The organism is Chishuiella changwenlii (assembly GCF_900142565.1).
Classification (GTDB): Bacteria; Bacteroidota; Bacteroidia; order Flavobacteriales; family Weeksellaceae; genus Empedobacter; species Empedobacter changwenlii.
The window spans coordinates 270476-293696 of sequence record NZ_FRBH01000007.1 but is presented as its reverse complement, the minus strand read 5'-3'; the positions used below and the strand labels follow the sequence as shown (position 1 = coordinate 293696).

Sequence of the window (23221 nt, the reverse complement as noted above, 5' to 3'; positions counted from 1 at the left end):
TTAAAGTAGAAGATTAATTATTGAACTTAATTAATTAAATTTGAAATAGAATTTATATGATGATATTCATGTTATTATAGCCATTTCAAACGTTTGAAATGATTGAATTTCTCATATTTATTCCGATATTTGACCACCAAAACACAATTATGACAAAAAATTCTCATCAAACTCTAGGAGAGTTTATTATAGAAAATCAAGCAGATTTTATTTACTCTACTGGAGAGCTATCTCGCTTGCTAAGCTCTATAAAATTAGCCACAAAAGTCGTAAACTATAAAGTAAACAAAGCAGGATTAGTTAACATCTTGGGTGAATTTGGAAACGAAAATGTACAAGGAGAAAAACAACAAAAATTAGATGTTTTTGCCAATGATACATTTATCGAAACATTATCTCAACGTGAAGTTGTTTGTGGAATCGCATCTGAAGAAAACGAAGATTTTATCTCGATTAAATCGACAGAAAATTCTAAAAACAGTAAATATGTTGTTTTAATTGATCCTTTAGATGGTTCATCTAATATTGATGTTAATGTTTCTGTAGGAACTATTTTTTCTATTTATCACCGTGTTACAGAACCAGGAACACCTGTTACAATAGAAGACTTTTTACAAGCAGGAAATAAACAAGTCGCTGCTGGATATGTAATTTACGGAACATCTACAATGTTAGTTTATACAACAGGAAATGGTGTAAATGGATTTACATTAAATCCGGGAATTGGGACATTCTATTTATCTCACCCGAATATGACAATTCCAGATGATGGGAATATTTATTCGGTGAATGAAGGAAATTATGTAAAATTCCCTCAAGGTGTAAAAGATTACATTAAGTATTGCCAAGCAGATGAAGGAGATCGTCCTTATACTTCTCGTTACATTGGTTCTCTTTGTTCTGATTTTCATCGTAATATGCTAAAAGGTGGAATTTACATTTATCCAAGTGGAACAAATAATCCTAATGGAAAATTACGTTTATTATACGAATGTAATCCGATGGCATTTATTGCTGAACAAGCTGGAGGAAAAGCTTCGGACGGTTTTAATCGTATTATGGACATTGAACCAACAGAATTACACCAACGCATCCCTTTCTTTTGTGGATCTAAAAACATGGTAGAAAAGGCTGAGGATTTTATGCGTCGCGAAGAATTAAAATAATCAAAAGAATAATATTTTAAAAGCTGGTTTTACAAATTGTAAAACCAGCTTTTTTTATTTCCATATAATAAAAAAAGCCAGAAGATAAATCTTCTGGCTTTAAATTATAATTTATTAAAATTAACTAATTAGTCAATTTTGATGTTGTCAATATGAATATCATATTTTGTGTTTGAACCTGCTTTTAAAGCAAATAAGTCACCTGTTTTTACTAATGTAAGTCCAGCAATATTAAGTGTTATTAAACGCCACTCTCCATTTGTATCAAATGTTCCGATATATGCATTACTAGATTGAGATGTGAATGTTGCATTTGCTGCACCAAAATCTCCAACATTATAAAATACACGTCCTGAAGTTGTATCAAGGTTAAATGATAAAGATTTAGCAGCACTTCCTTTCACCCACATTGTAATTTTTGTAGCATTTTCTGGAATAGTTAATGTACCTGCAGTAGCTGTGAAAACATAAGGGTTTGTAGTTCCAGTAGTTCCATTTAAATAGAAAGAATTAGATCCATCTCTACCTGTTCCTGTTCCTTGTACAGCTAAACCTGCTGTTACTTTGAAAGAGTTTAATGATGCTAAGAAATCAGTCCAGTTGTTAAAATCAGAACCTTTAAAGAATAAGTTTGCAGCTTCTTGATTATTTCCTTCTCCTGGATTTGTACCTCCACCAGTTTCAAAACGAGGTTGATCAAATTTAACATCGTTTGTATCACGGATGTATAATTGATAAGTAGAATTGTAAATACTAACTACAACTGTAATTGCTCCACTAGTTGTTGGTAATGCATCATTATACCATTTTGCATATCCTGAATTACGTAAATCTACTGTTTTACCTGATTTATCAATTAAAAGACGGTTTACAGTTGTTGCTGCAACACCATATGTTTTATCTCCTTCTGGATCTTGGAATTGTACATTGTTAATTGTAACTAATAAATTTAAATTTTCTGCTTTTAAAGCTTCTGTTAAATTAGCTACAACTTTAGGCTCTATAGTTTGAATTGGATCACAAGTTCTAACTAAATATTTCTTCATGTTTGCTGAAGGAATACGTCCTACTGCATAAGTAGGATCCACAGAACCAATTTTCATAATTCCTCTATCTCTAGCAACAACTAATCCTTTTAAGTTTACTTGAACTCTTGATCCTACAGCGTACTCTGTATATAAGTTTGTTCCATCAATTTCTATTTGGATACCTGCTGTTGGAGCTTTTACTTTATCTTGCATAGATATTGTTTTGTAAAAGTTTCCAGTTTCGTCACTAGAAATAACATAAGCATCAAATACTAAATCTTCTGCAACTGCTCCATTACTATCTAACTGAATTTGATTAGAATTTATTTTAGTAAGTAATTCAGGTAAAGTAATATTTGCGACTAATTTGTCTGCACATTCAATAGGTGGTGTAGCATAATCGTCATCCTGCACACACGATTGCGTGATAAATAAACCTAAGCTTAAAACTCCCGCTATTGTTAATTTTGAAATTGTATTCATTGTATTTTTTTTTATCTAACTAATTGATTAAAATCTGAAATAAATGTTTGCAAAATAAGTTGTCCCCATTCCGTAGAACATTCTAGAACCAAATAGTGTTCTGTAATCACTATTCATTGCATTGTTATAGTTACCTATTCTTAATTGTTCGAATCCTCCTGTAACGTAATTTCTGTTATTTAAAACATTGTTAACTGTTCCAGAAATACCTGCAGAATATTTACCTATACGGAAAGTTTTTCCTAGATTAACATTCAACATAAATTGGTCGTCTAATTTCTCCTGTTTTAAAACATTCTTTAAATCTTGTTCATTAACATTTAATAAATCTCCATTTGCATCAGTAAAGAAATTAACTGTTCTACGGAATGCAGCTGGATCAATATAATTATTTGCTAAGAAATTTCCAGAAACTCCAACCCACCAAAATTTAGGATCACGGTATTCCAATCCAAGAGAGAAACCAGATTGTGGTCCATTTCCTACTTTATAATTATTTAGATATGCCGTTCCGAAGTCTTTGTAAGGAACCCCTTCAAATCTCGCGAAGTCATCAGAATATAAATTATAATTAGGATTATCTTTATAAAGGTATTGACCAATAGACGCTACTGCAGAAACTGTTAATACAGGTAATATTTGTGCTTCTATTGCTAATTCCGTACCCATGTATTCTTTTCCTACTCCTGTCATTACTTCTGAAACAAAGACTTGATCATTAGCTCCATCAATGTAACCAAAAGCTTTTTCTATTTCATCTTTAGTTCTTGTATAGAAAGCTGTTGCACGTGCTTTTACACGAGGAGCTCTTAAAACATAAGATAAATCACTCGAGAAAATTTTCGCACTTTCTACACCCTCAACTGTAACATTATTTACACGAGCATTTGGAAAAATCTCATCAGAAGTTGGTGCCTCTGTTTGATACATTACATTTGCTTGAATAAAGTTACGTCCGTCTAATTTTACTAAGAAATTTGTTTTAACACCGTAGTTAATGAAATCGTATGTTTTACTTCTTCCATAAGAAGAATCTTGGTATAAACCATGCATCCATTTACTATCTCTGTAAAACTTAGTCATCGACGTTTTCATACCGATTGTTACATCTAAGTATTTACCTTTGATTTTAGATTGAGCATATAAATCTGCATAATCACGATTGATTTCATAGTTATACCCTTGCTTATCTCCTTTTCTTGCAACATAATCAGTATCTAAAACATTAAATGATGCTCCTGAAAAGTTATCTCTGTTTAGCACATATCCAGCACCTAACAAATCTTGAACTTCACGGTATAATTTTGAATTAGTTTTTTGATAAGATGCAGCAATCGTTACATCAATATTAGGAGCTAATTCTGTTTGAAAGTTAGTGTAAGCTGTTGCTGTTCTATCTTCATTTACATCAGCAGTTAACCAATAAACAGCTCTTTCTCCATGAAAAGCATTCGCTCTATATAAACTTCCCCAATCTAATTGAGATATTTGTCCACTAGTCCATAACTCTCTTTGAGCATCAACTTGTGATTGAGTACCTCCACTATATGCAATATAAGATGGTAAATTTCTGTAATAAACTGGTGAAGGATTATTTCCTGCAAACCAATCTAAACGAGAACCACTTTCTTTACCAAATTGATAAGATAAAGTTGTTGTTAACTTAGACTTATTGTTAATCGCCCAATGGTGCGTTAACATATTTACTGGCTCAAAAGTTTTCTTTATACGTTCGTTACGTTTTTCACCATCTTGCCATCCCCAAAAAGAATTGTAATATATTCCTTTCATATCAACAACCTCTTGTGTATTTGGCGAACCAGTTGCACGACGAGTTGGCGCACCAAAACTTGTGAAGTTTAAAGTATGATTATTATTAATCTTTTTCTCTATACCAACAAAATAAGCATAAGCATCATAAAAAGTTCCTTGAATAAGACCTTCATCTGCCCAACGTCTACTTCCTGAAACCATGAAAGCCCAACCGTTATCCATCATACCTGTGTTATAAGTTGCCATAACACGGTTTCTGTAAGATCTGTTTGTACTAGAATAAGCTAAGCTAGTTCCTTTACGCATAGTAGAAGGACGAGTATCAAAATTTGTTACACCTCCTAAATCTCCAAATGCATAATTTGAAGGCTCTATTCCGTAAGTTAATTCTTCTGGACGACGCGTTACATCATTTAAACCTCCCCAGTTGTTGAAGGTTGCACGACCGTTATCCATTTTATTCATTCTAACTCCATTAAAATGAATGTCATTGTATTTGTTATCTAAACCTCTTGGTTTAAACCAGTACGAACCTAATTCGTAAGCTGAAACTCGTGCAAATACATCACGAGAAGATTGTAAAATTCCTGAATTTGAAGCTGTTGTACTTTCATCATCAGATAATTCATCATCTGTTAATGTAATAATTCCAACTTCCGCTGTGTTTGGATTAAAAGTTAATTTAATATCACCTAGATCTAGCTCTTTTTCATCTGCTACAGTGATCTCTTTTTCATAAGGATCGTACCCTACTCCGTAAACCTGCAATTTGTATGTCCCATTAGGAATATCTACAAATTGAAAATAACCTATACGATCAGTTATTGCAGCATCACTAACTGCCACACCTTCCAATCGAACAGTGAGGTTATAAACCTCCTCTCCTGTAGCAGCATTCTTAGCTACTCCAGTAATCTTTGTTTGCGCTTGTGCCATAGCAACAGTCGCAGCAAAGAGTGAAAGACTTAACAATAATTTGTTCATTCAAACGAATTTTTATTTATAAATTAGCCATCTAAAAAATTAGCTCAGCTATGGATTCTCCTAAAAAAAATTAGGACAACAAATTTAATAAATCTTTAACTATTAACACATGTTTAAAATTAATAAATCTTTAACTTTATTATTGTTTTTTAATTTATTCTTAACATTAAACTTAAATGCACAGAATAAATATACCAGTGCAACTGTTGCATTTTATAATGTTGAAAATACATTTGACACTATAAAATCTGTTGGATACATTAATGGTACACTACCTTATAATGACCCTAACTATCATATTCAGATAGCAGAAAAAGATATTCCTAATTATAAAACAGAGGAATTTAACGAGGCTTATACTTATGAAAATATTAAAGGAAAAAAAATTATTCGTCCTTTAATTTTACAAGAAGAATTTCTTCCTAATGGAAATAAAAGATGGAACACAGAAAAATATTTCCAAAAAATTAATAATCTTTCAAAAGTAATTAGTGAACTTGGAACAGACGTAACTGGATCTGCTCCTGTTATTGTTGGTCTTTGTGAAATTGAAACGAAAGGTGTAATGGACGATATTGCGAACAGTAAAGCATTAAAAAAATACAATTATGGTGTTGTTCACTTTAATTCTTTTGATGCTCGTGGTGTTGATACAGGATTATTATACCAAAAATCTCGTTTTAGAGTAACTGAAGCGAAACCACATCCTATTTTTATTTACGGAACTGATGGTAGCAGAAAATATACGCGTGACATTTTACAAGTTACAGGTATATTAGATGGAGAAGAAATTACATTTTTAGTAAATCACTGGCCATCTAGAAGTGGTGGAGAATCATCTTCAAGACCATTTAGAATGGAAGCTGCAAAAACAATGAAAGCTATTTTTGAAGACTTAAAAGAGAAAAATCCTAATGCTAAAATTATTGCTATGGGAGATTTTAATGATGATCCAACATCTGCAAGTATTAAAGATGTTTTTAATCCTGCTGGTGATGTAAAAAGCACAAAAGAAAATGGTTATTACAATCCTATGTTACCTTTATTTAAAAAAGGTGTAGGAACATTATCTTATCGTGATGCTTGGAATTTATTCGATCAATTTATCTCTACATCTTCATTAGTTTCAAAAGATAAAGATTACTCATCTTACAGAATATACAAAACAGAAGTATACAATAAAGATTATTTAAAAGCAACAGAAGGTGCTTACAAAGGTTCACCAAATCGTATGTGGAGTGGAGATACTTATCGTGCAAATGGATATTCTGACCACTTCCCTGTTTATACTATTTTATTAAAAGAAGCAAAATAACATGAATAAATTAGAACAATTATTTAATTATAAAAATAAAAATCTAATTACAATATATACAACAGCAGGGTATCCAAATTTATTGGATACCCCTGTTATTTTAAAGGAATTAGATAAAAACAATATCGATATTATAGAAGTCGGAATTCCTTATTCCGATCCTCTAGCAGACGGTCCTACAATACAAGAAACAAGCGAGAAAGCTTTAGCAAATGGAATGACTTTAGACATTTTATTTGAACAATTAAATTCTGTAAAAGAGGAAATTTCAGCACCAATTGTTTTAATGGGTTATTACAACCAAGTAATGACATTTGGTTTAGAAAAATTCTTACAAAATTGTGAAGCATCGGGTGTTTCAGGTCTAATATTACCAGATATGCCTTATGAGATTTATTTAGCACAGCATAAAGCATTATTTGAAAAGTACAATCAGAAAGTAACTTTTTTAATTACACCATTAACAAGTGAGAAAAGAATTAAAGAAATTAATGATGCAACAAGTGGGTTTGTTTACATTGTTTCTAGTTCTGCAACAACTGGTGCTACAACATCTAATTATAACGAGGATTTCTTAGAAAATATAAAATCTTTAGGACTAACAAAACCTCATCAAATTGGGTTTGGAATTTCTACAAAGGAAGATGTGGAGAAAGCTTGGAATTATGCGAATGGAGCAATAATAGGAAGTGCTTTTCTAAGAGTATTAAAACAAGCAAATGGAAATATATCTCAAGCAATTAAAAGCTATATTGATAGTTTGAAATAAAATGTGATGAGTTTACGATTAACGCTTAAAGATCTTTAAACCTCATTAAGCGTTAACCGTAGAACGTAAGACTTAAAACTTACGACTCAAAACTTATTAATTAATTATTCTACAATTAAAATAAAATAATTCTTTTTACCTTTTTGTAACAAAACATACTTATCTGCAATTAAATGCTCTGTTGTTAACGAAAAATCTTCTCCAACTTTTTCTTTGTTTACAGAAATAGAATTAGCTTTCAACTCACGACGAGCTTCAGAATTCGATTTTAAAAAACCTGTTTTATCAGCTAAAGTAGCAATGATATCTAATCCTTCTTCAATTTCTGCTCTAGCAACTGTAGCTTGAGGAACACCTTCGAATACCGATAAAAAAGTATCTCCGTCTAATTCTTTTAAATCTTCCGAAGTTGATTTACCAAATAAAACTTGAGAAGCCTTTTCTGCTTTGCGTAATTCATCAACACCATGAACTAAGATCGTAATTTCAGTTGCCAATTTACGTTGTAATTCACGTAAATGAGGCTCTTGATGATGGCGTTCTATTAATTCATCAATTGTTTGCTTATCTAAGAATGTATAAATTTTAATGTAGCGCTCCGCATCAGCATCTGCTTGATTTAACCAAAACTGGTAAAATTTATATGGTGATGTTCTGTTTTTATCTAACCAAATATTTTCTCCTCCTTCAGACTTTCCAAATTTAGTTCCATCTGCTTTTGTAGTTAACGGACAAGTAAAAGCAAAAGCTTCCCCTTGTGCAGTACGACGAATTAATTCTGTTCCTGTTGTAATATTACCCCATTGATCAGATCCTCCCATTTGTAATTTAGCTCCAAGCTCTTTATACAAATGTACATAATCGTAACCTTGAATTAATTGGTACGTAAATTCTGTAAAAGACATTCCTACATTAGATTCTGAAGATAAACGAGATTTTACTGAATCCTTTGCCATCATGTAATTTACAGTGATATGCTTTCCTACATTACGTGCAAAATCAATAAATGAAAAATCTTTCATCCAATCATAATTATTCACCAAGATTGCAGAGTTTCCATTATTCGAGTCAAAATCTAAGAAACGAGCTAACTGCCCTTTAATTCCTTCTACATAATGATTAAGTGTTTCAACATCTAATAAACTTCTTTCTGCTGCTTTTCCTGTTGGATCTCCAATAAATCCTGTTGCTCCACCAACTAATGCGATTGGACGATGACCATGTCTTTGTAAATGAACCAATAAGAAAATAGGAACTAAACTTCCTACGTGAAGAGAATCTGCAGTAGGATCAAATCCTACATAACCAGAAGTCATTTCTTTATTTAGTTGTTCTTCTGTTCCTGGCATTATATTGTGAACCAGTCCTCTCCAAGTCAATTCTTCAATTAATGGATTCATAGTATTTTAAATATTTTTTTATTCGTTTTTAAGAGCGGTAAAGTTAAGATTTTTCAATTGAAATAGAAACATTAAAATAGTATATAAAAAATCAAGGTTTCCTTTAAAAAGAAAACCTTGATTTAGACATATAATTATATGAGGATAAAATTATATTAAAATGTTAAGAAGGATTTTGCGTAATCAAAGGATTAGCATTAATCTCTGCTTGTGGAATCATCCATTGCCATCTTGCATCTGTTGGTTCAATTGTATAAACATTGTTAATAACAGTAGCATTATGATTAGCACCAGTACGATCTAGTTTTTGGTTTAAACGTTTTAAATCATAAAATCTAAATCCTTCACCCCATAACTCTAAACGTCTGTTTAATAAAATCTGTTGGTAATAAGCATCTCCAGTTGTAGTAAACGCTGTAAAAGATGTATCTCTTGCTTTTACTAAAGTTGTTAAAACTGTTTTAGAATCTGCTTCTCTACCTAATCTATATAAAGCTTCTGCTTCTATTAAGTACATTTCTGCAGCACGCATAAATGGTACATCTCCTAAAGAAACTGATTGACTTACAGATAAGAATTTCTGAGATGTGTAAGGAAACTTAGAGTAGTTAGATGGCAAAGCTAAAGCTGTATGCGCACCTGTTGGATCTACTACTTGTACTCTAACATCTGTAGAAGGGAAAGCATTGTACAATTTTGTACTCATTACTTTTGGTGCCGTTCTAATCTGTGAAGAATTATAGTTTCTTGACATATAACCATGGAAATTACCAAAGAAATCTGATTGATCTGCTAAAATTGTAACTCCCCACATCCATTCTGGATTTGTATAATCATTAAAACCTGCTCTATACTGTGTTTGTGACATTAAAGCAATACTTGGCGTTAATGATGTTGCTCTTGCCTCATTCGCAAATTGAGCAGCTTTCGCATAATCTTGTTGTACTAATGCTACACGAGCCTTAAGACCTTTCACATTTGCTAATGTAAAATGAGATTTATTTGTAACAGTTTTACCTGTTAATAATGCTTGTGCTTTATCCAAATCACTCCAAATAAGTGCATAAGTTTCTTCAACTGTTGCTCTTTGTTTTGGTAAGATATCAGCTGGATCCTCTCTTAAAACAGGACCAAGATTAGAATTATTTCCCCCTGCTGTATATCTTATTCCATATAACTGCACCAATTGAAAGTTAGAAAATGCTCTGTAAGCATATGCTTCTCCAATAGCCTTATCCTTTAATATTTGATCTCCAGTTGCTGTAGCTCCATAAGTAATAATGTTATTTGCATTTCTTATCATTCCTGCCCAAAACGTCCATGGATATGATGCTGTACTTGAAGTTACTAAACCTGGTGTAATCCATCTTAGTTCATCTCTAAACCATCCATTTCCAGTAGTAGGAAAGATTAAATCTTCTCCCATTACATCAGAAATAATCATTTGACCTGTATATCCATTTTGTCCTTGAGATGAATTTTGTCTAACATACATATTTCTATGCATACCATTGATTGCAGCCATTAAGTTATCCGATGTAGAATATATAGTAGGCGCATCTACAGATTCCGTTGATTTTGTATCTAAGAAATCATCGTTACATGAAGTCAATAACAATGTTGTTATTGCTAATCCTGATATTAATAATTTTATATTTTTCATTTTATTTCTTTTTTTAGAATGAAACATTTAAACCTACACTTACCGTTCTAGATGGAGTATAACGATATGTCGTTGTTCCATTGAAAGATTGTCCTGGCTCTAAACCTTTTCTCGCTGTCCAAGAATATAAATTTTCTCCAGATGCATAAACTCTAAGATTTTTCAATCCTGCAGCTTCTAACGTTCTCTTGTTAAAATTGTAACCAATCGTAACGTTTCTTATTGATAAATAATCTGCTTTTGTTAACCAACGAGAGTTAGTACCGATTGAAGTTGCAGTTACATTAGCTGAACTCATAATTGGAACATTTGTAACATCTCCAGGATTCTTCCACGCACTTAACATATCTGTATGAATAGCTTGACCTTGTGGGTAAGTACTCATTAAAAGAGAGTAATTATTATCATATATTTGACCTCCTAATTGATAGTTTAACATCACAGAAGCATCAAAGTTTCCAAACTTGAAATTATTTGTGATACTACCAAATACATCAGGAATTGATGTCCCTGAGTATGCCATTAATGCATTATTTTGGTTTGTAGTTACTTTTACTCCATTTACAGTTCTAGTACTTACATCATCTGCTTTTGCATCATCTTGAATATATAAAGCCGCACCATCAGATGAATCTACTCCATACCATTGACGTAACCAATAACTATATAAAGATTGTCCTTCAGCTAATCTTTTTGTTCCATTTATAATTGCATCATCTTTACCTTTTGGCATCTTAAGAATCTCATTCTTAATAGTTGATGCTAAAACACTTAAATCCCAAGAGAATTTTTCGTTACGTACAATTCCTAAATTTAATGCTATCTCTAAACCACTGTTTCTCATTTTACCAATGTTCCCGTAAATCGCATTATTTGGTACACCAGCTGAATTTGGAGTAGGTACTTGGAAAATCATATCCACGATATCTTGTGAATAATATTCTACAGATCCTGTTACTCTTCTTTTAAAGAAAGCAAAATCAAGACCTAAATCAAGTTGATTCTTAGATTCCCATGTTAAATCAGGATTTCCTAATTGCCCTAATAATACACCAGATTCAGTTCCATTGTTGTAACCTAAAGAATATAAATCAAGATCTGTTTGAAAACCAGGTTCTGCTGAGATTCCCCCATCATTACCTACTTGTCCATAAGACGCTCTTAATTTCAATTCATTTACAACTGAAGATCCTTTTAAGAATCCTTCTTTATGAAGATTCCATCCTGCACCTGCAGACCAAAATATACCTTTATTGCTTTGTGGTGCAAAACGAGACGATTGATCTTGGCGAATAGACGCAGATAATAAATATTTACTTGCAAAATCATAATTTACACGAGCAAAATATCCTTCTTTTCTAACTATTTGATTGTATCCAGTAGTAGAAGTTGGCGTTAAAAAGTTAACTAATTCATAAACACCTGAAACAGCTTCACCTATTTTTCTTGTATATGTATAATCTCTTTGGTAACTAAATGACTCATGTCCTACTAATGCATCGAAATTATGTTGACCAAATGATTTTTGGTATTTCATAACTTGATTCCAAGTTACAGTCGTATATCTGTTAGTAGTAACCGCTAAAGCTGCTGTTCCAATAGCATCCCCAATTACTTTATTACCATAAAACTTAAGATTATAATTTCTTACATCGTATCCTAAATTAGTTGTAAACGTTAATCCTGGTAATAATTTAAACTCAGCAAAAAATCTTGAATTAATCGAGTTTGTATTTTGTAAATTATTATTTAATAATGTCTCTTGCAATACATTTCGTCCAGCACTTGCTGAAGATCCTCTACCTCTAGAAACATTACCATCGTAAGCTGGATTTCCTTCTGTGTCATATACTCTTTGCCCATTTGCATCGTACAAGAAAGGAGAATAGATAGGCCCCATTGCTCTTGTAGCATAGAATGGATTAACAAAAGATGAATCACCACTATCATTAGCTTGATTAGATTTAACTAAAGACCCTGATAAATTTGTACCCATTTTTAACCAGTCTGTTACTTGTGTATCAACACTAGCTCTTGCTGAATAACGTTCGAAATCAGATTTTATAACATATCCTGTTTCTTTAGTATAACCGAAACCTGCAAAATAAGATGTATTATCAGTAGCACCTGAATAATCTACATCATATTTTTGAAAAGATCCAGTACGTGTAATATAATCTTGCCAATTGAAATCGTTGTATAACATTGGAGAAGTTGTTAACTGCCCATCAACTACAACTTGATTATTTGGAACTCCGTAAATATTATTAACTAAATTGTTAGTTATAAAATTATTAGATGCGTAAGCATTCGCCGCAGCTAAACCTTCAGTTGGATTAGTTGCTAATCTTCCATTACGCATAGATTCCCATGTTGCAACATAATAATCTCCTGCACCAACTCTACTATATTCAGAACCAACTACAGTCTCTTTCTTTTGAACACCAAAAGCAGTTACAACTGTTTCTGCTAAATCTACGATTTCAGTTTTCTTAGGTTTTAAAACACCTAAATTATTACTAGCTACGATATATTCTGTTCCATTGATCACTAAAACGTCTCCTACTTTAGCATCAATATCAAAACTACCGTTTTCATCCGTGAACACTGTTTTGTTAGTACCCTTTACTGTTACCTCAACATCAGCTTCCGGAAAACCATTCTCATCATTCACTGTTCCTTTTGTTTGAGCAAATACTAACGTACCTAACCCTAGAAAAGCCAACAAGCTTAAAGAAGTTAATTTTTTTCTCATGTATCAATTTTATTATACTGCAATGATAAATATTATTTTTAACATTTTTTTATATTTTTTTTCATTTTGGTAACATTTTTTTTACATATTTATTTATTTATAATTATTTAAACTTTTATTTATCTTTATTTCAAAAATTTAACTTAATAATTATTAAGTATTTATTAAGAGAATATTATGAGTCAGCAAATATTTTTTGAGAATAAACAGTTTAAATGGATTAATTTACAGAATCCAACAAAACAAGAATTAGATAAAATAGCAGTAACCTATTCATTTCAGAAATTAACAATTGAAGATAGTTTAGAGCCAGGGCATTTGCCTAAATATGAATCTGATGAAAGTACTTCATCTTTTTTATTGGTACGCTTTTTTGATAAAGAGCATCGTACATTAAAAAATACGGTTAGAGAATTTAGTCATAAAATCAGTATTTATCTCGGCCCAAATTATATTATAACTGTTCATCAGAAGGAAACAGATATTTTTGATTTAATTCAACGAAAATATCTATCAAAATTAGATCCTGAAAAAGTAACCTCGAAAGGGATATTGTACAGAATAATTTCTGAAACAATTAAAACTTACGAAGAACCTGCTAACAAAATGGACGAAGAAGTTGATCAATTAGAACATTTAATTTTTACAGGAGATTTAAGAAAAATTAAAATTCCTACACTTTATAAAATAAAACGTGAAGCAACTGCATGTAAAAAAATATTAGATTATACTTTAGAAGCACTTAAAGAATATAGATTAGATAATAAAAGAACAAGCTCTTCTCAGGATTTGTATGAAGAAAATGTAAAAATGCTTCATCTGCATTCTCAAATTGTGGACGATGTACAAAATTTACTTTCTGTTTACCTTTCCATGAATGGACAAAAATCGAATGAAATTATGCAGACACTTACCATTTTTTCTGCATTTTTCTTACCACTTACATTTATCGCTGGTATTTATGGAATGAATTTCGATTTTATGCCAGAACTAGCATACAAATGGAGTTACCCTATTTGTTTACTTGTTATGTTAATAGTGGTATTTTTTATTTACTTTTGGTTCAAGAAAAAGAAATACTTATAAACAAGATGATTTTCGTAACAGGTGGAACAGGATTAGTTGGTAGTCATTTATTAGTTGAATTAGCAAGAAAACAACAGCCAATTCGTGCATTAAAACGACATACTTCTGATATAAAAAGTATTGAAAGATTTTTCGCAGATCAAAATGCTACCGAATTTTATAAATATATCACTTGGGTAGATGGCGATTTATCGGATATTACAAAACTTCCAGATTTATTAAAAGACATTAAAACTATTTATCATACAGCTGCATTTGTTTCTTTTGATAAAAAAGATGACGATGAAATTTTTGAAACTAATATTTTAGGAACCGAAGCTTTAGTGAATGAAGCAATAGATTCTAAAGTAAAAGAGTTTTTCTTTGTTAGTTCTATTGCTGCAATGGACGATTTAAATCCTGTTACAAAAAAAATTGACGAGCTTTCTGCTTGGAACAATAGTCTTACACATTCTTCTTATGCCATTTCTAAATTTAGAGCCGAGATGGAAGTATGGAGAGCTTCGCAAGAAGGAATAAATGTTATTATTGTAAATCCTGGAGTTATAATTGGTTCTATAAATGGGAGAAGAGCAAGTGAAAAATTATTTGATCAAAATTCTATCATCAGTAAATATGCTCCATCTGGCGGAACAGCTTTTGTTGATGTTCGCGACGTTGTGAAAGTTTTATTAGAATTGGTTCAACAGAAAATTTATAATCAAAAATTTATTTTAATTGCAGAAAACAGATCATATAAGGATGCTCTGAATTATGTTGCTAAAAAAAATAATGCTGAAATAAAATTAATTTCTAATTCTACTTTAAAAGCGATTAAAATCTTTTCATCCATCTCTAGAATTTTTGGAGGAAAATATCTTACAAAGGCTACTTATTATTCTTTAACAACTAAAATTAAATATGATAATTCTAAAATATGTAAAACATTAGATTATTCTTTTATTCCGATTGAAGAAGCTATAAATTATCATTATTCAAATTATCAAAAATTGATTTCTACAAAATAGTTTACTTTTGTTTTATGGAACAACAATTCATATCAAAACTTTCTACAAACGCTTTTTCTCTAGAAAAAGGAAGCGTAAATGCCAAAAGTCCTTCTAATATTGCATTAATAAAATATTGGGGAAAAAAGAAAAATCAAATTCCAACTAATAGTTCTATTAGTTACACATTAACTAATAGCTATACAGAAACTGAACTAAAATTTTCTCCAAAAACATCCGAAGAATTTGATGTTGAAGTTTATCTTGAAGGGGAATTAAAAGAAAGTTTTACACCAAAAATCATTACTTTTTTCGAAAGAATAACTGCTTATATTCCTTTCTTAAAACATTATAAATTTGAAGTTCACACACATAATTCATTTCCACACAGTTCTGGAATAGCATCTTCTGCATCAGGAATGTCAGCAATGGCATTATGCTTGGTTCAAATAGAAAATATACTTGGTGCTAACTTAACAGAAGATGAGTTATTACAAAAAGCATCTTTCTTAGCTCGATTAGGTTCTGGAAGTGCTTGTCGTTCTGTTTATAAAGGTTTGGTTGAATGGGGTGAAAATAATTTTATAGAGGGAAGTTCTGATTTATATGGAACAAAATTTCCAGACAATGAAATTCATGAAGTTTTTAAAACATTTCATGACACTATTTTGTTAATTCACGAAGGTCAGAAATCTGTTTCTTCTACAGTTGGTCATAATTTAATGAATGGTCATCCTTATGCTGAACAAAGATTCATAGAGGCAAACGATAATTTAAAAACATTAATCCCAATTCTAAAAAACGGAGATGTAAAAGCATTTGGTGAATTAGTAGAACATGAAGCGTTGACATTACATGCCATGATGATGATGTCCAATCCTGCATTTATACTTATGAAACCAAATACAGTTGCTGCCTTAGAAAAACTTTGGGAGTTCCGTAGAGAAACAGGAAAGCAATTATACTTTACATTAGATGCTGGTGCAAATGTGCATTTGTTATATCCAGCAATAGATGCAGAAGCTATCGAAGTTTTTATAGAAAATGAATTGAAAAAATTCTGTCAAAACGGGAACTATATAGAAGATAAAGTTACTTTCTAGAAATGAAGTTATATAAACATTCTGAGCCCGTTGAAGAATAGTAAAGAATTAAATAAATGTTTCGACAAGCTCAACATTACAGATTGTAGTAAAAACAAGATTATAATTGAAAATTATAGAGTAATATAATTAGTTTAAACAACTTCAATATACACAAAAAAGAGGTTATCAAAATTGATAACCTCTTTTTTGTTTTTCATTATATTACTTTTAATCATTATTGATTATTTAACATTTATTTTTTGACTTTTAAAATTTTATGATTTAGATTAGAGAAAATAACACATAAATTATAAATATGAAAAAAATTTTATTATTGACGACACTACTTCTGTCAACATTTGGTTTTTCTAAAGAAAATTTCAACACATCAATCCTTGATTTTCATCAAAAATTGAATTTAAATTACAGTAGTATTATAATTATTGAAGAAGTAAATAATGACGAAACTAGATGTGGTATAGAACAAATATGGGAAGAGTATTGTTATACTGTTCATATCACGTATTCATTCATAGAAAATGGTACAGAAGGTTCATGCAGAAGAGTTGAAATAAGAACTCCTAATGGAAATTGCACTGGAGGTGCCGCTGTACCTCCACCAACAATTACAAACTGTGATTACAATGCAGATGGCACAGGACCTGTAATTTGCACAACTGTTTCAGGACCTATGCCCGAAGATCCAGGAGAGTGTCATTGGGATCTTGATTTAGAGATGGAGATTTGTCCATAAACATACAATATATTTTTATACAAAAAAGGTTATCAAAATTGATAACCTTTTTTGTATTTCATTATATTACTTTTAATCATTATTGATTATTTAACATTTATTTTTTGACTTTAAAAATTTTATGATTTAGATTAGAGAAAATAACACATAAATTATAAATATGAAAAAGATTTTATTATTGACGGCACTACTTCTGTCAACATTTGGTTTTTCTAAAGAAAATTTCAACACATCAATCCTTGATTTTTATCAAAAACTAAATTTAAATTACAGCAGTATTATAATGATTGAAGAAGAAAATAATGACCCCACTATATGTGGAATTGAACAGATATGGTTAGAAGAATGCTATACTGCATACATAGTTTATTCTCATGACCCTGATACTGGTAGGTGTAAAAGAGTTGAAACAAGAATTCCTACTGGAATGTGCGGAGGCGCTGCAACACCTCCACCAACAATTACAAATTGTGATTACAATGCAGATGGTACAGGACCTGTAATTTGTACAACTGGTCCAGGACCTATGCCCGAAGATCCAGGAGAGTGCCATTGGGATCTTGATTTAGAGATGGAGATTTGTCCATAAACATACAATATATTTTTACACAAAAAAGGTTATCAAAATTGATAACCTTTTTTGGTTTATAGAAATTTAATTTCCGAAACGTTTAATGTTTACTTTTCTTTCTTTTATCTTCAAAACAAGTGGTTCATAATCTATATTATCTTCTTGATGAACTGTAACTTTGTTAGAAAATATTTTTGCATAAACATGTTCTGGCAAACTTTTCTCAAGAATAGAGAACGAATAATTTCCAACTGGTAAAAATGCAGTATACTCTCCTCTATCATTTGTTCTTACATTAAAAATTTGTCCATTATCACTTGTAAAAACTAATGTAAAACCTGACATACTTGCTGAAACTTGATACTCTAAATTAGATGTTAATTCATAAACAATTCTTCCTCTCACAATTCCTGTTTGTTGCATTGGAATAGCCAATGACATTGTTTTGTTATTTAAATGAATGGCATAATCTTGAGAAAACCATTTTTCTCCAGGTAGGTTTATTACATAGTCTCCATAAGGAACTTTTTTATATTTTATTTTACCATCAAGATCAGTTATAAATGTTGTCTCATTTATTTTTACAACACGATTATCTGCTATTTGATCTCCAGCATCAAAAACTCCATTTGCATTGTAATCATAATAAATAAACAAATCTAAATTTCCATTTTTAATATCGGTTACAGTTTTTTTAGCAGGTAAATTATACTGTACACCTACTTGGTAATATGATTGATCGTTTGTGAAAAAATTAGAATGAAACTTATTGTAATTAATTTGGGTATTAATGGTAAAATTATCAAATGGTTGATATTCTATTGTTCCACCAAACGTAAATGTGTTTCCAAAGTTTCTATCAAAATTATAATATCCACTTAATAATGTATTTAATCTTTTATGGAAAAAATCTTTCCTTAAACTTAAAGCTGCATTATAACGTTCTAAGTGATTGTTAATATTATTTCTTGAATATACTTCTGCAATCATTAAACTTCCTTTCTGATAAGATGTGTTTAACTGTAGAAATCTATAACTCCAAGTTAATTGTCCAAACAAAAGAAGGTTGATATCACTTCTTTCATCAAAAGTATAACCTCCAGCGTAAGTATTTAAAACTAACTGATGATTACGAGAATTAGACAACCAAGAAAAAGAACCATTTAAATAACTTGATTTAAAATGGATTGGTGAATAACTAAACGAATTAACATTGAAAACGTTTCCCTGTTCTACATTCAATTTTGGGGAAATTGATAAATTAAACTGATTTCCGATTCTAAAAGAAGTTCCTACCTCTGCTCTTAAAGCTTTAGATTGATTAGAATTCGTGTAATAGGTTAAATTATTGTCTACAGATTTAGGATTGTTATTGGTTAAAGTGAAGGCTGTCCAAAGAGAGAATTTTTTAAAAACTCGTTGAATACGTTGATTTAAGTACAATGCCCCACTCCTTACTCCTGGATAATATCCTGAACTAAAATAATTTGTACTGTAAATATCGTATTTTCCGACACTTCCTGAAACATTTGCTGCCAATGAAAGTGAATTCTCAAAACGATTTGTTTGATTTAATTTAGAAAATCCATATCCAAATCTTACCGAATGATTCCATTTATTTTTTGACGTCCATCTGTAATCATTTGTTAAAATAAAATTAGAAACGGAAACATTTCTATCGTATAAAACAGTAGACTCTAACTCATTATCTTCTCTAACTAAAAATCTTGTATTAGCGAATGCTGTATAATTATTTTTATATTGATTAGGATTAAAATTATCTAACAGATTATAATTTCTTTCAGCAGCACCAACAATTATTTTTTTATCAGTTTTGTCGAAATTATTAAAAAACATAACGCCACGACCGTTTATTGGCATATCGAAATCGTTGCTATTAATTGTTCCTAATAACACTCCCTTTCCATTACGTTGATACTTTAACCAAGAATCTGTTAATAACATATCTTGATTATTTTTCCATGAAGATGTATTTATATTATAAGCGAATTCATTTAAACCAACCGAAAACTCTTGATGAGCCATAAAATTTAAATTCTCATTCTGAGCGCCAACATCTCTCATCGTCATTCTTACGTAATTTGATGATTGTTGAATCCATGATTGATTAAAATTTGTTGGATCTACAAAACTACGGTTCGAACTTGCATTCTGAATATTAAAAAATACATTTCCTACAAATTCATCATTTGCTGTATAAGCAGAAACATTTGCTTGAAACTGCTCTACTTTTATCATGTCTCTACTTACAAATTTAGAAAAGCGAACTATCTTTTCTTTAAATGCATCAATATCAACTTTTCTATTTTCTGTTGTAAAATTCCCTCTAAAATCTGGTAAAACATTATTAATAAAAATCCTTGCTTTTTGATTTCCAGAATTAATTACTCTTAATTCGTAATGTACAGAATCACCTTCTTGTCTGTAAAATAAATTGGGTTGAACAGGAAAAACTTTTAATTCTCTTTTAGATAAAATACTAACTTGCGTCGTTGAATTTGCTAACTCTTGTTGAGTTTTAAGATCAATAATGGTAAAATTTAATGGTATTTTACCAGCAGTTTGTACCTTATTTACAGAAAACTTTAATGGTATAAAAGCCTTTTTATTTGGATTGATTTTTATTGTTAAATAATCCTGACTATATGATTTTATAGCCGATGGTAATTTTAGTTTTAATTGTGCATTTATAGTATCATTCGTCGTATTTTCAAACTGCATGATAACTGTAAAAACATAATCATCCTTTATTTCTATTTCTTTCTCTGTCTTAAAAATTAAAGGTTTTGATAAATTATTTTGAGCATAAATATTTAATCCGCTAAAAATTATTAGCAGAATAAAAAATATTCTTCTCCATTTATTTATCAAAAAACACATAAAATTATTGAGGGGAAATTGTGTATAAAAGAGTTGTACTATAATTCCCAGACTTGCTATTCATTATTTTTTGATCTGAAGCTGCTGTAGAATAAATTATAGTATATTTTTTCCCTGAAATAGCTTGAGAACTTGTAAGTAAAGTTTGATTATATGTAGATAACTTTATTTCGTTTGAAAGTTTGTTTGTTTCTGTATCTCTTAATTGAATTCTCACAGAATTTAAATCTAAATTATTTGACGAACTAGTACTTAAATATGCATTTTGAGAAGAAACTTGAATTTCACAAGCTGTATCTGATGAAACATTTAATCCATTTATATATTCTTTTCTCACTCCATTTATATAGTCACTCATTGTACTAAAAACAAGCTCTCCATTAGTTGCAGAACCATCTACAGAAATAGAAAATGAAGGCGTATTTGGATAGTTCCCTTGTGGACTAATTTGCATAGAAAATGTATTGGTAACAACGCTACTTATTACATTACTAAAACCATCTAACAAAGTAAGTTCTAATTGAATATTATAATTATTCCAAGATTTTAAATTATTTAAATAACTTCCACCTTCAATAATTAAATCATAATTTAATAAGATATTACCATATTCACCATTTGTATTGGTAGAAACCTGAGAGTTTTTGATAAAATATGATCTTGTAAAATTCATTGCAATATCTCCTTGTATCGCACCTAATTGAGCTGTAGTTGGATAATTCTTAGAATAATATTGTTGTGTAGTATAATTACCGAATTTAAACTTTAATTTATTTACAGGAAACTCTTTATTATCAGCATTTTTTATAGGAGAAATAACGCGAGCAACTATAGACCAATTCTTGTAATCTGTTCTAGATTGCATATCAAGCTGTATTTTCAGAAAATCTTTTATTGTTACTCCCGCACTAGAATTTACAGGAATCCATCCGCTATTGTATGAACCCATTTTAAATTCCTGTGCCGATAAAAACGTTGAAAATAACAACATTAATAGCAAGAAATAATTTAAGACGTTTTTATTTTTCATTCGAAAAACTTAATTCAGCAATTTTTATATTCTCTACATCATCTAAAGCTAAAGTTGCCGTAACAATGTAATTTCCTTTCTCTAAATCTTCTGGTAAAGACATTAGTACAATTCGTTTATCGTTTGGTAAGCTGTAAAAAACAACATCTTTTAAAATAGTCTGTTTTCCTGTTTCCTGATTAATTAATTCATTTTTAATCGTTCCTTCGCTCCAAACATTTCCATCATTCTGAACATTCAGAATTAATTGGTTATTTGCTTTATCAAATTTGAAATCTGTAAAATCAATATCTTGATTTCTACCAATATTTAATCTTTGATAAATCTTAACTCCAGTTCTTATTGAGATTTTGATATTTTCTCCACTTTTATTTTTACCCTCAACAGGATTAGTTTGTGTAATATACATCATTGCAGTATGTATATTCTCAGAATTAATCTTGTCTGGGACTTGCATCAGAACTTCAATCTCTTTCGATTCTTTTGGGCCAAGTTTAAAAACATTTCCAGATAAAACCGTAATCCATTTTGCTGCACTTATAGTCAGCGTATTAGGATCTGAGATTACATTAGAACCATAATTATCATATTTCCAATCGTTAAATGAAATTGATAATTCTAATGTACTCACATCACTTACATTGGTTACTAAGATCTTTTTTCTATCGCTTTCGCCTGGATTTAAAGTAAAATATGTCCTTGGTGGACTAACAGAAATTCCCGATTGAGCAAAAATTTGTGTACCTATCGAGAAAAAAAGAAGTAATAGAGGTTTATAAATAAGACAAAGCTTCTTCATAAGTTTAGGAGGTAGCACAGTGGTAAAATAAGCAATGCTATTCACATTGCTTATTTGTTATTTTATAATTAATATTATTGAGCTTCGATTGTGTAAGTAACGGTTGTCGTATAGACGTTAGGTGTTTCTACGTTGTAATACTTGTTTACATAGTCGTTATTTCCCTTACCGTTGTAAGCAATGTTGAACTTTAATTCTGTTCCTCCAACGTTACTAGAGATTAATTTTTTGTTAGAATTTTCTAAAACTACATTACTCATTGTTGAAGCGTTTAATGCATTTCCAGTTCCTAAACTTGCTTGTAAGTTAATTGTGTTAGCAGCAATTTTGCTTGTTAAACCGTCTTTAGTGTATATTAAATCTTCATTTTCAGACTTTACATTTACAGCGAAACCACCTGTACTGTAAACTACTAAATGATCTTTCATATTAGCTGTTACACCGTTTTGGTAGTCATCTTTAGTTTTATACTCTAAATTAACTGTGTTATCTCCTCCAATTAAGATAGTTTGAATTGGGTAAAGCTTTACGTTTAAAGTAGCTGTTGCTTGAGCAAATGAAACTCCTGATATTAATGCACAGAAAACTGTTAAAACGAATACTGCATTTTTCATAACTTTATTTTGTTTTTAATTTTTATGTTAAAGTTTTGCTTATATCAAATTTAATTACT

Annotated in this window: 17 protein-coding genes; 8 read left to right on the top strand and 9 right to left on the bottom strand. The window is 30.4% G+C overall.

Annotated features, from left to right (window positions below):
• The first annotated feature begins 149 nt into the window (after window positions 1-149).
• Window positions 150-1166: a class 1 fructose-bisphosphatase gene (gene fbp, locus BUA86_RS10570; RefSeq protein WP_072932501.1), complete on the top strand. Its 1017-nt coding sequence runs from the start codon at window positions 150-152 to the stop codon at window positions 1164-1166.
• A gap of 128 nt (window positions 1167-1294) precedes the next feature.
• Here the strand turns inward: fbp and BUA86_RS10565 are convergent, their stop codons facing one another.
• The gene (locus tag BUA86_RS10565; RefSeq protein WP_072932500.1) at window positions 1295-2677 is read right to left on the bottom strand and encodes a DUF5689 domain-containing protein; all 1383 of its coding nucleotides are present in this window, start codon (window positions 2675-2677) and stop codon (window positions 1295-1297) included.
• A 27-nt stretch (window positions 2678-2704) separates the two neighbouring features.
• A complete protein-coding gene (locus tag BUA86_RS10560; RefSeq protein WP_072932499.1) occupies window positions 2705-5434 on the bottom strand; it encodes a carboxypeptidase regulatory-like domain-containing protein in 2730 nt (909 codons plus the stop codon).
• 109 nt (window positions 5435-5543) lie between these two features.
• Here BUA86_RS10560 and BUA86_RS10555 point away from each other — a divergent pair, with 109 nt between their 5' ends.
• Together BUA86_RS10555 and trpA are read left to right on the top strand one after the other, a co-directional pair.
• Window positions 5544-6749, top strand: coding sequence for an endonuclease/exonuclease/phosphatase family protein (locus BUA86_RS10555; protein WP_072932498.1), 1206 nt, complete (start codon window positions 5544-5546; stop codon window positions 6747-6749).
• Between the two features lies 1 nt (window position 6750).
• The gene (trpA, locus tag BUA86_RS10550; RefSeq protein WP_072932497.1) at window positions 6751-7518 is read left to right on the top strand and encodes a tryptophan synthase subunit alpha; all 768 of its coding nucleotides are present in this window, start codon (window positions 6751-6753) and stop codon (window positions 7516-7518) included.
• Between the two features lie 104 nt (window positions 7519-7622).
• Here the strand turns inward: trpA and tyrS are convergent, their stop codons facing one another.
• The 3 genes from tyrS to BUA86_RS10535 all read right to left on the bottom strand — a co-directional run bounded on the left by tyrS (window position 7623) and on the right by BUA86_RS10535 (window position 13336).
• A complete protein-coding gene (gene tyrS, locus BUA86_RS10545; RefSeq protein WP_072932496.1) occupies window positions 7623-8918 on the bottom strand; it encodes a tyrosine--tRNA ligase in 1296 nt (431 codons plus the stop codon).
• A gap of 163 nt (window positions 8919-9081) precedes the next feature.
• Window positions 9082-10581, bottom strand: coding sequence for a RagB/SusD family nutrient uptake outer membrane protein (locus BUA86_RS10540; protein WP_072932538.1), 1500 nt, complete (start codon window positions 10579-10581; stop codon window positions 9082-9084).
• 13 nt (window positions 10582-10594) lie between these two features.
• Window positions 10595-13336, bottom strand: a complete 2742-nt coding sequence (locus BUA86_RS10535) for a SusC/RagA family TonB-linked outer membrane protein (RefSeq protein WP_072932495.1) — start codon at window positions 13334-13336, stop codon at window positions 10595-10597.
• A 177-nt stretch (window positions 13337-13513) separates the two neighbouring features.
• Between BUA86_RS10535 and BUA86_RS10530 the strand changes: the two genes are divergently transcribed.
• From BUA86_RS10530 to BUA86_RS10510, 5 genes are all read left to right on the top strand, one after another.
• Window positions 13514-14422: a CorA family divalent cation transporter gene (locus BUA86_RS10530; RefSeq protein ID WP_072932494.1), complete on the top strand. Its 909-nt coding sequence runs from the start codon at window positions 13514-13516 to the stop codon at window positions 14420-14422.
• Window positions 14423-14427: 5 nt separating this feature from the next.
• Window positions 14428-15429: an NAD-dependent epimerase/dehydratase family protein gene (locus tag BUA86_RS10525; RefSeq protein ID WP_072932537.1), complete on the top strand. Its 1002-nt coding sequence runs from the start codon at window positions 14428-14430 to the stop codon at window positions 15427-15429.
• Between the two features lie 14 nt (window positions 15430-15443).
• Window positions 15444-16511 (top strand): diphosphomevalonate decarboxylase, encoded by a 1068-nt coding sequence (locus tag BUA86_RS10520; RefSeq protein WP_072932493.1) that lies wholly within the window; start codon window positions 15444-15446, stop codon window positions 16509-16511.
• 298 nt (window positions 16512-16809) lie between these two features.
• The gene (locus BUA86_RS10515) at window positions 16810-17247 is read left to right on the top strand and encodes a hypothetical protein (protein ID WP_072932492.1); all 438 of its coding nucleotides are present in this window, start codon (window positions 16810-16812) and stop codon (window positions 17245-17247) included.
• A 178-nt stretch (window positions 17248-17425) separates the two neighbouring features.
• Window positions 17426-17836 (top strand): hypothetical protein, encoded by a 411-nt coding sequence (locus tag BUA86_RS10510; protein WP_143147301.1) that lies wholly within the window; start codon window positions 17426-17428, stop codon window positions 17834-17836.
• A gap of 66 nt (window positions 17837-17902) precedes the next feature.
• Here the strand turns inward: BUA86_RS10510 and BUA86_RS10505 are convergent, their stop codons facing one another.
• From BUA86_RS10505 to BUA86_RS10490, 4 genes are all read right to left on the bottom strand, one after another.
• A complete protein-coding gene (locus BUA86_RS10505) occupies window positions 17903-20719 on the bottom strand; it encodes a TonB-dependent receptor (RefSeq protein WP_072932489.1) in 2817 nt (938 codons plus the stop codon).
• 4 nt (window positions 20720-20723) lie between these two features.
• Window positions 20724-21668, bottom strand: coding sequence for a hypothetical protein (locus BUA86_RS10500; protein WP_143147300.1), 945 nt, complete (start codon window positions 21666-21668; stop codon window positions 20724-20726).
• A 70-nt stretch (window positions 21669-21738) separates the two neighbouring features.
• Window positions 21739-22548 (bottom strand): fimbrial biogenesis chaperone, encoded by an 810-nt coding sequence (locus BUA86_RS10495; protein ID WP_072932485.1) that lies wholly within the window; start codon window positions 22546-22548, stop codon window positions 21739-21741.
• A gap of 74 nt (window positions 22549-22622) precedes the next feature.
• A complete protein-coding gene (locus BUA86_RS10490; protein ID WP_072932484.1) occupies window positions 22623-23162 on the bottom strand; it encodes a hypothetical protein in 540 nt (179 codons plus the stop codon).
• Window positions 23163-23221: the final 59 nt, after the last annotated feature.